The sequence below is a fragment of the Populibacterium corticicola genome (genome assembly GCF_042683685.1).
GTDB classification, from domain to species: Bacteria; Actinomycetota; Actinomycetes; order Actinomycetales; family Cellulomonadaceae; genus Timonella; species Timonella corticicola.
Genome location: NZ_JBHUOP010000008.1, coordinates 57,495 through 69,564 on the forward strand (window position 1 = coordinate 57,495; position 12,070 = coordinate 69,564).

At 61.7% G+C, this 12,070-nt stretch carries 9 protein-coding genes; 6 read left to right on the plus strand and 3 right to left on the minus strand.

Annotated features, from left to right (window positions below; genetic code table 11):
* Positions 1–103: 103 nt before the first annotated feature.
* The 4 genes from ACFSYH_RS14245 to ACFSYH_RS14260 all read left to right on the plus strand — a co-directional run bounded on the left by ACFSYH_RS14245 (position 104) and on the right by ACFSYH_RS14260 (position 4,997).
* Complete coding sequence (locus tag ACFSYH_RS14245; protein WP_377468010.1) at positions 104–1,348, plus strand: molybdopterin molybdotransferase MoeA; 1,245 nt, start codon at positions 104–106, stop codon at positions 1,346–1,348.
* 15 nt (positions 1,349–1,363) lie between these two features.
* The gene (locus tag ACFSYH_RS14250; protein ID WP_377468013.1) at positions 1,364–1,993 is read left to right on the plus strand and encodes a GNAT family N-acetyltransferase; all 630 of its coding nucleotides are present in this window, start codon (positions 1,364–1,366) and stop codon (positions 1,991–1,993) included.
* 196 nt (positions 1,994–2,189) lie between these two features.
* A complete protein-coding gene (locus ACFSYH_RS14255) occupies positions 2,190–3,416 on the plus strand; it encodes a hypothetical protein (RefSeq protein WP_377468016.1) in 1,227 nt (408 codons plus the stop codon).
* A 186-nt stretch (positions 3,417–3,602) separates the two neighbouring features.
* Positions 3,603–4,997, plus strand: coding sequence for an aldehyde dehydrogenase family protein (locus tag ACFSYH_RS14260; RefSeq protein ID WP_377468018.1), 1,395 nt, complete (start codon positions 3,603–3,605; stop codon positions 4,995–4,997).
* Positions 4,998–5,057: 60 nt separating this feature from the next.
* On the opposite strand, the gene ACFSYH_RS14265 is transcribed toward ACFSYH_RS14260, so the two are convergent.
* Positions 5,058–6,983 (minus strand): dolichyl-phosphate-mannose--protein mannosyltransferase, encoded by a 1,926-nt coding sequence (locus ACFSYH_RS14265; protein WP_377468021.1) that lies wholly within the window; start codon positions 6,981–6,983, stop codon positions 5,058–5,060.
* 36 nt (positions 6,984–7,019) lie between these two features.
* Between ACFSYH_RS14265 and rsmI the strand changes: the two genes are divergently transcribed.
* Positions 7,020–7,853, plus strand: a complete 834-nt coding sequence (gene rsmI, locus ACFSYH_RS14270; protein ID WP_377468023.1) for a 16S rRNA (cytidine(1402)-2'-O)-methyltransferase — start codon at positions 7,020–7,022, stop codon at positions 7,851–7,853.
* Between the two features lie 355 nt (positions 7,854–8,208).
* Here the strand turns inward: rsmI and ACFSYH_RS14275 are convergent, their stop codons facing one another.
* Together ACFSYH_RS14275 and ACFSYH_RS14280 are read right to left on the minus strand one after the other, a co-directional pair.
* The gene (locus ACFSYH_RS14275) at positions 8,209–9,402 is read right to left on the minus strand and encodes a methyl-accepting chemotaxis protein (RefSeq protein WP_377468025.1); all 1,194 of its coding nucleotides are present in this window, start codon (positions 9,400–9,402) and stop codon (positions 8,209–8,211) included.
* Positions 9,403–9,580: 178 nt separating this feature from the next.
* Complete coding sequence (locus tag ACFSYH_RS14280; RefSeq protein ID WP_377468027.1) at positions 9,581–10,165, minus strand: isochorismatase family protein; 585 nt, start codon at positions 10,163–10,165, stop codon at positions 9,581–9,583.
* 244 nt (positions 10,166–10,409) lie between these two features.
* Between ACFSYH_RS14280 and metG the strand changes: the two genes are divergently transcribed.
* A complete protein-coding gene (gene metG, locus ACFSYH_RS14285) occupies positions 10,410–12,014 on the plus strand; it encodes a methionine--tRNA ligase (RefSeq protein ID WP_377468029.1) in 1,605 nt (534 codons plus the stop codon).
* Positions 12,015–12,070 lie beyond the last annotated feature (56 nt).

The following is a 12,070-nucleotide window of genomic DNA, read 5'->3' on the forward strand; positions in this document are numbered from 1 at the left end:
AATGCGTACGCTTTTCTCGACGGTGGTTTAGCCTAAAACAGCGGTCGGTACCGGGCCGCGTTCCGGGCGCCGTGTCGTGGCGCGCAACTACAGCAAGGTGAACATGAGAACGGTTCAGGAGCAGCTAGCGCAAGTGCTCTCCATGGTGGGGCAGATCGACCCGCTTGATGTGGTGTTGACGGATGCTGCTGGCAGCATACTCGCCAAGGACATCCTCGCGGTGGAGAACGTGCCGGAACGGGCGCTCGCAGCATGCGACGGATATGCGGTACGCTCCGCGGACCTTGAGGGGGCGAGTCCGGACTCACCTGCGGTGTTCCCCGTCGCCCACTCGATCTCAAGTCCCGTCGATGCCCCGGTGCGCTTGGTCGAGTTCCAAGCGATTCGAGTGTCATCAGGTGTGGCGCTTCCGGTCGGTGCGGATAGCGTGGTGCCGCTCGGGTGGACCGATCGCGGTGATGCGCGGGTCTCGATGACGCGCATTCCCACGCCGGGACAATACGTGTGGACTGCTGGGGCGGAGGTGCCTCAGGGCAAGGTAGCGCTCGAGGCGGGTACGCGCTTGGGCGCACGCCAGATCGCCTTCGCGGCAAGCCTCGGGTTTAAGCGTGTGATGGTCCATCCTGCGCCGCGCGTGGTCATCGTCCCGGTTGGCGACGAACTGGTCGAGCCCGGTTCCTCTCGTCCCGGCGTCTATGACGCGAACGGGCCGTCCCTACGCACGGCGGTGTCGGACGTGGGGGCGATTCCGATATCGGTCGCGCCGGTCACGGACTCGAACGCGCAACTGCGCGAGGCGCTTGAGGACCAGTTGGTGCGTGCCGACTTCCTCATCACCACCGGCGGATTATCCGAGGGCGAGAACGACACCCTGCGCGATGTGCTCAGCCCGCTGGGCCGAGTCCGCTTTGACCACGTGGCGATGCACCCTGGCATGAATCAGGGCTTTGGACAGCTCACGGCCACCACCTTTTCCGACGAGTCGGGCAGGTTGGTCCCTCTGTATGCGCTGCCAGGTCACCCGGCTGCCGCGCAGATAGCCTTCGAGGTGTTCGTGCGCCCGGCGTTGCGTGCGATGGCCGGCTATTCGGACCTGTACCGCGCCTCGCTGAAGGCGGTGTCAACCGCACGCTGGTCAAGCCCGGCGGGCGTGCGCCAGTTCCTCCCTGTGTTCGTGACCGGAACACCGGTGGAGGGGTATCAACTATTTCCCGTGGGAGACCCCATGCGTGCCGAATCGCTCACCATGGGTGCGCTCTCGCAGGCCAATGCGCTCGCAGTCGTGCCAGAGGACATGACCGAGGTCGCCATCGGACAGGCACTGCACTGCCTCGTCCTCGACGATTAGACAGCGGGAACTTATATGTTTGGATTGCGTGCCAAACCTCCCGAACTACGGGAGGACGCCTGGGACGAGCCGCCACACGGCACACTGTTGTTACGTCGGCTAAAACTAGCCGACCGCCGCGAATGGCATGCGGTACGCAGGGCAAACCGCGACTGGCTGACCCCATGGGAGGCGACCGTCCCCTTCGTGGAGGGAGAACCCCATCCAACCGGGGGGACCTACTCCGACTACCTGAGCTCTCTCAACGCCTCTGCCAGAGCCGGGGAGTCGTTCATGTGGGGCATGTTCGTTGATGGGCGTTTCGCCGGGCAGATATCTCTTGGGTCGATCAGCTACGGATCGTTGCGCAACGCCCACATCGGATACTGGGTGTCCCAGGAGTTCGCCGGACGTGGCATCACCCCAACGGCCGTCGCAATGATCGTTGACTATGCCTTCCAAGATCTCAAACTCCACCGCATTGAAATCAACATCCGACCCGAAAATCGCGCAAGCCTGAGGGTCGCGGAGAAACTGGGATTGCGGTTCGAGGGGCTACGTGAGCGCTACCTGCACATCAACGGTCAATGGGCTGATCACAATGCCTACGCGATCACAGCCGAGGAATGCGGTCTGGGAATGATGCGCCGATGGCGCAACGGCTAAACCCAGTTGTGCGATCCGGCTGGGAACACGCGTCCGCTTCACTCCGGTAGAGATCTGCTTCGCGATATCCCCACACGCCGCTCCGTTGCCTCGTCCCCAGTTGGCGCGGCGCCTAACTACACGGGTGTCATTTAGTTGCAAGACACACCGCAGCCAATACCAGATGCACCGCCGATACTGCAATAACGTCGTGTGTGTGGAACAGGCTACCGGACTCGCACTCGTCGTAGTGTTCGGGCTCTGGATTGCCTACGTGGTACCCAACGTCCTGCGTCGCAGGCAGAACCTCAAGGACTCACGCGCCACGGACCGATTCTCCTCGGAACTGCGTGTCCTCAAGGTGGCAAGTGACGAACCAGATGCCGCGGGTGCCGACTCACAACCGGCTCAGTCGAGTTCGTCCGCGATCTTGACACCCCCACTCGGGCAGGCAACCCGCCCAAGCCGGACACCGCAAGGAGGACAGATGACGGGCATCCCCATGAGCCCCGCACGCCGCGCACAACTCGAGCGCCGTGCCGCAGCGGCCCGCCGCCGCGCCTTCCTGACCTTCACGCTGTTCCTCGCCGTTGTGGTTGTGTCCGTTGTCGCCGCAACCACCGCCCTGAGTGTCGGATGGGTCGCGGTGCCCGCTTCGCTCATGGTCACGGTTCTCGGGCTGGGGCGTCGCGCAGTGCTCGCAAACCAACGCAACGATGCCGCCTATGTCGCACGCCAGCGTAAGGCCACCTATGCGCCACGCCAGGAGAGTCCCACAGAGCGCAAACTCAAGGGACGTCCAGTTTCTGCCGTGCGCACCGGTGAAACGCGTCAAGTCTCGGAAGACGTGTCCACAACCGTCATTTCCAAGGTTGAATCCTCGATCTTCGCCAAGAGGCACGTCACCGGACGACCCGTAGCCCCAGGCGTGGGGGAACGCAAGGAAACTGCGGCACGGAAGAACAGCAGCGCCCAGGCGCCCGAACGGGCTGCCACACAACAGACCACCTCACAACAGGTCAAGAAAGCTGCATCCGCGTCCGCAGACGAAGCCACCAGTGCATCCGCCGCTTCTGGGCGGACCGCACGGACTCAAGCGCCGGTACCCGCTCCTCCAGCAGCCGGACGCACATGGAGCGCTTCTGCCGTCCCAACCCCAACCTACGCATCGAAGCCCGCTGCGCCACGGTGGGAGGCACCCGGCATCACTACGGAGATCCAAAAGGTCACCAAGGCCCGTATGGAAGAGATCGCCCGCGAAGCGCGCCAACGCGAACTTGCAGGACAAACAACCGCTGTGCAGCGCGACGCTCAACAGACTGGCGCCGTGGCACCAGCATCGGCTCAGGCCGAAGGCATGGCCGCTGAAAGTACAGTCGACGCGACTGTCCAGGACTCCGGCGTTACACTGAACTCGATTCTGGAACGACGCCGCGCCGTCTAGCCTCTTTCCCGTGCGGTCTCTTCCCATACGGCCTGGTTTTCTGTACGGCCTCTTCCCGCGCAGTCCCTTTCTCATCCCTCAAAGGCCGAAGGGCTGAAATTGGTCCGGTGGCGTGTATAAAGTGTGGGTGTGCGGACTAAAAATAGCCCACCGACTCCGGCTACTGATGTGACGGGACCCAAACATATGAACGCTACGCCGAACACAGACATCGCCCAGCAGGTAGCACACGTTCGAGATGGCTTCGATCAGGGTGTCACCAAACCGTATGCCTGGCGGCGCGAGCAGTTGCAGGCACTGGACCGGCTCGTCGCCGACAATGAGGCCGCACTATGCGCCGCCATACACGCAGACCTACGTAAACACCCGCATGAGGCGTACACGACCGAACTCGCCATTGTCCGCGCCGAGATCGCACACACTCTCAAACACCTCAAAGGATGGCTCAAACCGAGGACCGTGAAACCGAGTCTCGCCGTGTTGCCAGCACGCGCGTACACGGTGCTTGAGCCGCTGGGCGTAGCGCTCATCATCGCTCCATGGAACTACCCGGTGCAACTGTTGCTCGCACCGATGGTTGGTGCGCTCGCCGCCGGAAACGCCGTGGTGGTCAAGCCCAGCGAAATCGCGGCCCACACCTCGTCGCTGTTGGCGGACCTGATCCCCAAGTACCTTGACCCACGTGCCGTGGTGGTTGTGGAAGGAGGGGTTCCGGAGACGACGGAACTGTTGGAACAGCGCTTTGACCATATCTTCTACACCGGGAATGGCACGGTCGGACGAATCGTCATGACCGCTGCAGCCCAGCACCTGACACCGGTCACCCTGGAACTGGGTGGGAAGTCACCGGTGTTTGTGGATGACACGCAGGACATCGATCTGGTCGCTGCCCGCATCGCGTGGGGCAAATTCGTGAATGCCGGTCAAACCTGTGTTGCCCCTGACTACGTGCTGGCGACTCCGAGCGTGGCACGGGACCTGGCGCACGCTATCGCGCGAGTGGTGGAACGAATGTATGGTCCAGACCCGAAGAGTTCGCAGGACTACGGGCGCGTCATCAACGAACGGCAGTTTGACCGCCTGAGCGCCTACCTGGGTTCTGAGAACGGCGAGACAATAACCGGCGGACAGGTTTCCAGAGAAGACCTCTACATTGCCCCAACCGTTCTGTTCGGCACCTCTCCCGATGCTCCGGTGATGCAGGAAGAGATATTCGGCCCGATCCTGCCCATCGTGACCGTGCGCGATGCGGCTGAGGCGATCTCGTACGTTCGTGGCGGCGACAAGCCCTTGGCACTGTACGTGTTCTCGGACAGGCGTGAAGTGCGCCGGGCATTCCTGCGCGACACATCATCGGGTGCACTCACCTTCGGCTTGCCCGTTGCCCATCTTGCGATTCCCGATCTGCCCTTTGGCGGGGTTGGAGAATCGGGAATGGGCTCCTATCACGGAAAACGCTCTATTGAGGTGTTCAGCCACGAGAAGTCCGTGGTCTCGAAACCGCTCACACCCGACACGATGGCACTTATCTACCCGCCCTTTGAGGAGGGGAAGTCCACGATTCTGCGCAAGCTCCTGTAGCCCGGTCACGAGCATCTTGAGTAGTTGGTCGAAGGGTTGAACCAGGCCGGGGTGGATTCGTTAGATCCACGACGGCAGCCACATGTGTGCCCGCCAGAACCAGTATGGAACAGGGACGGCCGTCCAGATCGGGTAGAAGAACACGCTTATCGTAACGATCACCACGCCCACAATGATGAATGTGTGTCTCACACGCTTGGCTGCAACGGGATCGTTCTCGTACCTCTGCCAGATCACGTATGCGGCGTAGGCGAGAGCCATGCACATGAACGGGGCAAAGGCGATCACGTAGAACGTGAAGATTGTGCGCTCCGGGAAGAACAGCCACGGTAGCCAGCCCGCCAGCACACCGGTGACGATGGCGCCTGCGATCCAGTCGCCATGGCGCGCAACGCGGTAGACAAGGAACACAAGGGCGGCTGTGGCAAGCCACCAGATCAGTGGATTGCCAATGGAGGTGATGGCGGCGGCACACTCACTTGCCCCACAGTCCACCGAGCCGTCCGTGGTCTTGTCCCAGTAGAACGACGTGGGACGGATCTGAAGCAGCCAACCCCAGGGGCTCGCCTCGTACTTGTGCTCCGAGGACAGCCCGGTGTGGAAGCCCATCATCTGGGTGTGATAGTGCCACAGGGAGCGCACACCTTCGCCGGATTCAACGGCCCAATCAGGGAACCACGACGGATAGGAGCCGGGGTTCTGCAGGAACCAGTTTCGCCCATACGCGTTTCCGTGGATGAACCAGGTGGACCACGCTGCGAGGTAGGCGACGAGCGCGGTGGGCAGCATGATGAGCGCGGAGACCACGCCATCGCGCCAGAATCCGTCCCAGAACCAGTGCTTCACGCCGATGGCCCGGCGGGCACCCCAGTCCCAGATGACTGCCATGAGGCAGAACGCGGCAACGTAATACAGGCCGGACCACTTGATGCCGCAGGACAAACCAAGAGCGAATGCCGCAGCGAAACGCCACCAACTCCAGCCAAGTCCTGGACCCCAGCGCAGATCCAACCCTGCGGCTAACCGATCCGCGGCTCGTTGCGCCAAACGTCTACGGCGGAACTCCCTGTCCTTGATCAAGAGCGCAAAAGCCACGAGAACCCAGAACATCAGGAATGAGTCGAGCAGCCCGGTGCGTGCATGCACGATGGCAACGCCATCTATCGCGAACAGTCCACCGGCCACCAAGCCTGCGGTGAGGGAGCCCGTCATGGATCGCACAACGCGAGCGATGAGGAAGATTGCGATCACGGAAACGATAGCGGTGGACAGCCGCCAGGTCGCCGCGTTGTGGGGGTCGCCGATCCACATGCCGAACGCGATCATCCACTTGCCGAGCGGTGGATGGACCACGTAGTCGGCTTTGTCGAGGAACACGTCGAGGTTGCCTGCGTTCCAGGTGTCGTTGATGTCGTCAGGCCAGTCGGCCTCGTAGCCGACCCTCAGCAGCGTGTAAGCGCCCTTGACATAGTAGGTCTCGTCAAACACGAGGGAGGGTGGAACACCCAGACGAATGAACCGGACCACGCCGCCCACGAGCGCCACGAGCAGTGGCCCAAACCAACCCCAGAACCTCAGCTTTGGAGTTGCATTCATGGCAAGTTGCCTGGCGGAGAACAGGACGGAGAGGAACTGCTCGTGGGTTTTCGGCTGCGCGGGCTTGTCCGAGACGGAAGACTCGGACATGTCACTGGCAGGTGCGGTGAGCGTGGAAGCAGCAAGGGAAGGTTGGCTGGCATCATGTGGTTTGACGCCCGATACGGTCTCCTGCCCGGGAGCAGCGGATTGTGGCAATCGGCTTACCAGCGCCCAGGGTGAACTGGGTTGCTTAAACGTTTCAACCTGGTCGATTGCTTCCGAGCCTGTTCCACCTATGGCCACTGGCGAGCCTGATTCAGCATCATGTTTTGGCTGCGGATTGACCGTGTGACGTGGTCCATCGGATTCGCCTGTGACCAAATTATCGTTGGATCTTGTATCTCCCACGCTTGCAATCCTAGGTGACGTGGCAAGGTTATGTGTATGACTGGTCGACTGATTCTGGCAGCAACCCCCATTGGCAACACCGACGACGCCTCGTTGCGGTTGCGACAGTTGCTTCAGGACGCCCCCATTATCGCGGCGGAGGACACTCGCAGGCTGTTTGCGCTGGCCCAGCGTATGGGAATCGCTATCTCGGGCAAGGTGGTGAGTTATCACGAGCACAATGAGACGCAGCGCGCCGATGATCTGCTCGACAACGTTGAGAACGGTCTTGACGTGGTGATCGTGACGGATGCGGGAATGCCATCCGTGTCAGACCCAGGCTACCGTGTGGTCACCCGCGCAATCGAGCGCGATCTCGTGGTGACGTCTGCCCCTGGTCCGAGTGCGGTTCTGACTGCACTCGCTTTGTCCGGACTGCCAACCGACCGCTTCACATTCGAGGGTTTCCCGCCACGCAAGCCAGGGGAGTTGGCGCGCGCCATCGAGGGGTTGCAGGCGGAGTCGCGCACGATGGTGTTCTTTGAGTCTGTGCACCGGATCGACACCACGCTCGCCGCGATGGCCCAGGGCTTCGGGGCGAGCCGTCCCGCTGCGGTGTGCCGTGAACTGACCAAGACCTACGAAGAGGTGCTGCGCGGCACGCTGGGCGAGTTGGCGGAGCGTGCGGCGGCGGAGCAGTTGCGTGGCGAGATCGCGATTGTGGTGGCGGGAGCAACCGAGCGTCCGGAAGCCTCACTCTCGTCACTGGTCGATGAGGTCCTTGCCCGGGTCTCCGAGGGAGAGCGCCTGAAAACCGCAGTTGCCGAGGTGGCCCAGGCGGCTGGCTACTCCAAGCGCGATCTGTACGCGGCCGCGCTCGCCGCCAAGTAGTCGAGGTTCGGTCAGCCTACGAACTGCTCCCCAGTCACTGGTACCTGATTTCTCAGTCCAGATATCGGGGACCAGTTCACATCCATCGGTGGGGCGTTTTTGTTCCGAGGACATAGTTTTTGCGTGTGCATCTGGATCAATTTAGCCCCATCGGTTCAGATTGGCGACGAGTCAGCCCGCTCACCCAGCCCCTTACGCTCGGCCGGTGGCTGCGCTGGAAATAGCCGAATCGTCGTCAAGCACAAGCGCTTCTCAACTCCATACCGAGCCCGAACAGCGCAAAGCGGTGTGGGGCGAAACCAAGAACCAGGTTTCGCCCCACACCGCTTCGATGAGGAACTCTCGCGCGGACAGGCTACACGATGAAGCGCGCTATCTCCTTGCGCAGGTTGCTCGCAACCAACGTGAGTTCCGCGACGCCCTCGCCCATCGCGGCAACGGCATCCGTCGCCTGGGTGGCGGACGAGGCGACGCCCTCGATGTTCTGCGAGATCTGACCGGAACCCGCTGCGGCATCCGCCACCGACCGAGTCATCTCGTTGGTTGTGGCGGTCTGTTCTTCAACGGCGGAGGCGATCGTCATCTGGTAGTCGTTGATCGAATTGATGATCTCGGTGATCTGCGAGATGGAGTCGACCACGCGGGACGTCTGCGCCTGAACCTGCTCGATGCGGCTTGCCACGTCATCCGCGGCCCGGGCGGACTCGGAGGCGAGATCCTTCACCTCGGAAGCAACCACTGCGAAGCCCTTGCCAGCCTCGCCAGCACGAGCCGCCTCGATGGTCGCGTTGAGTGCGAGAAGGTTGGTCTGCTCGGCAATCGAGGTGATGGTGCGGACCACGACAGAGATTTCCTGAGAGGTCTCGCCAAGATCCCGCACGGACTGCGCGGTGCTCGTTGCCACCGTGACCGCACTGTCAGCGATACGAGCGGCATCGGATGCGTTCTGGGAGATCTCACGGATGGAGGCCTCCATCTGTTCGGCACCAGCCGCAACGGACTGAATCGAACTGTTGACCTGCGAGGAAGCCTCGGCCACGATGTTCGCCTGAGTGGAGGTTGCCTGCGCTGCCCCGTGGACCTGGGTGTTGCCGGCAGCGATGGAACCCGAGGACTCGTCAACCCTGACTGCCCCCGTGATGACGGAGGTGATTGCTGCCTGAAGGTTGGTGCGAGCGGTGTTGTACGAGTCGATCATGTGGCCGATCTCATCGTTGCCACGCTTGGTGACTGCAAAAGTGAGGTCGCCACGTTCGAGGTGGCTGAGTGCCGTTTGCATCTGCTCAAGGTCGCCACGAATCCCGCTGATCATCCGGGACGTGACAAAGAGGGCGATGATGAAGGCGACCAGAAACGCGATGGTCAAAGTGATGAGCGTGGTCGTGATAAGGCCACCGCTGTCACTCACCACCTCCGCTGCAACGCGGGCGAGTTCGCTGTCCTCGCCTTGGCCAAGTCCGTCGAGTTTCTTTATGTTTTGTCCAACGATAAACAAAATGATCGCGCCTGTTCCGCCGACGAGGGCGAACAGGCCCGCAACGATTGTCACGACACCAGTGAACTTGGCGCGCACGGAAAGATTGCGAACCGGCTGGAGAGGGGCGGGGGCGGGGCGAGTTGCTTGACTAAACGTCCGATTGTTTGTCATATTCTGCCGATCGGCGTGACCGGGTGAAATATAAGGATTTATCTGACGTTTTCCTTCAGGAGGCGACTCCTGCGCTTGTCTAGGAAAGGCTCTGGACGAGTTCAGCGCCAGCGGCAGCCAGTTCCTCGCGGGCCTGCGCCCCTTGATCCTCGGTCACCGGCACCGTCAGATCGGTGAACACCCGAACCGACAGGCCGAGGTCGAGTGCGTCCAATGCAGTTGCCTTGACGCAGTGGGATTCCGCTATGCCGACCACATCAACGGCCGTGATCTGTGCTTCTTGCAGTACATCTGCAAGGAACTGACCGTCCGGGGTGGTTCCCTCAAAACCGGAATAGGCTGCCGCGTACTGGCCCTTTTTCACCGAGACATCCGCGTCAAGGTGCTCAAGCGCCGGGTGCAACTCAGCTTCATCGGTGCCCGCAACACCGTGCGGCGGCCACGTGTCCACGAAGTCAGGAGTCTGGCTGAAGTGATCGCCGGGTTCGATGTGCCAGTCCTGAGTGGTGGCAACGAGAGTGTAATCTTCACGGCGCTCTTGGGCGAACCGCGCGATCCTCTCGGCGACGTCGTTTCCTCCAGCTACTCCGAGCGCACCGCCCTCGCAGAAGGTGGGCTGCACATCAACAACGATCAGGGCGCGACGGCCAACGCTAACAGTCATCCTCCTAATCTAGCCAAAACGCCCAAGATTTTCAGCCCTGGGAATCCGCGTCCCCTCCTTGCCTTCAAGCGATGGGAGTCTTTTGGTCCGGGTACATAGTTTTTGTCCGTGTACTCGGACGTTTTTGGCCCCATCGGTTGAGATTGGCGACGAGTCGGTTCCGCCATCACGAGCCGTTGCGTCCGGTCATCGCGACTTTGGACACCGGGATTATTAGGTTGCAAAGCACCCTAGAATGGAGGACATGGCCACAGCACAAAACTCCTTCTATCTGACCACGCCGATCTACTACGTCAACGATGCACCGCACATCGGTCACGCGTACACGACAGTCGCGGCGGACGTCATCACCCGCTGGCACCGCCAGCGCCAGGAGAACGTCTGGTTCCTCACCGGAACAGACGAGCACGGGCAAAAGGTCATGCGCACCGCTGAGGCAAACAACGTGACCCCGCAGCAGTGGGCCGACAAACTGGTCGAGGAAGCCTGGAAGCCAGTCCTCGACACCCTCAACGTCAAGAACGACGATTTCATTCGCACGACCGAGCAGCGCCACGAAAGCGCCGTGCAGCAGTTCATCCAGAGACTTCACGACCAGGGCGACATCTATGAGGGTTCCTACGAGGGCCCCTACTGCGTGGGCTGTGAAGAGTACAAGGTCGAGGGTGACCTGCTCGACGGCACCGGCGAGTACGAGGGGCAGAAACTCTGCCCGATCCACGGACGTCCCGTTGAGATGCTCTCCGAGCAGAACTATTTCTTTGCCATGAGCAAGTACGCTGACCGTCTGCTTGCCCTCTACGAGGAACACCCAGAGTTCGTTCAGCCGGCATCAGCCCGCAACGAGGTCATCGGGTTCGTCAAGCAGGGACTGCAGGACCTGTCGATCTCCCGTTCCACGTTCGACTGGGGCATCCCACTTCCGTGGGACAAGGAGCACGTGCTGTACGTCTGGTTTGACGCGCTACTCAACTATGCAACCGCGCTCGAACACGACGCAGACGGCAATGACACCCCCGACCTGTTCAACCAGTTCTGGCCAGCGAACGTGCACCTGGTTGGTAAGGACATCCTGCGTTTCCACGCGGTCATCTGGCCCGCAATGCTCATGGCCTATGGTTCATCGCTACCCAAGACCATCTTCGCGCACGGCTGGCTGCTCGTGGGCGGCGAGAAGATGAGCAAGACCAAGCTCACCGGTATCGCCCCGAGCGAGATCGTGGACACGTTCGGGTCGGACGCATTCCGCTACTACTTCATGCGCGCGATCCAGTTCGGTCAGGACGGCTCGTTCTCCTGGGAGGACATGGCCGCCCAGTACAACGCCGCGCTCGCAAACGGCTGGGGCAACCTCGCGTCCCGTCTGGCGGCGATGGTCAACAAGTACTTCGACGGTGAACTCCCGCAGGCCGGTGAGTTCACCGACGCCGACAAGCGCATCGCTGAGGTTGCCGCGAAGGCCGTCGGCGACGCGGAAACCGCTATCGACGCAATCTCGCCGAACCGCGCAATCGACGCCGTGTGGACGCTCGTGGATGCACTCAACCTCTACATCACCGAGCAGGAACCGTGGAAGGTCGCAAAGGACGACACCCAGACCGGCCCAGGTGGCCGCCTCGCGACCATTCTCGTGACCGCCGCCGAGGGCCTGCGGGCGCTCGCGGTTCTGCTCAACCCGGTCATGCCGATCGCGGCAGGCAAGCTGTGGGATTCGCTTGGCGCGGAGGAATATCTGGGCGCACTGGATGCACAACATGTCGCGCAGGCCGGTGAGTTTGGCCAGCTTAAGCCCGGCACCAAGGTGACCAAGGGCGAGGCCCTCTTCCCACGTTTGGAAGAGACCGCCTGATAGCAGATACAAGTTGCGGACAAGGTAGTGCGGCCGGAGTGTAGGGGCTTCGCGAA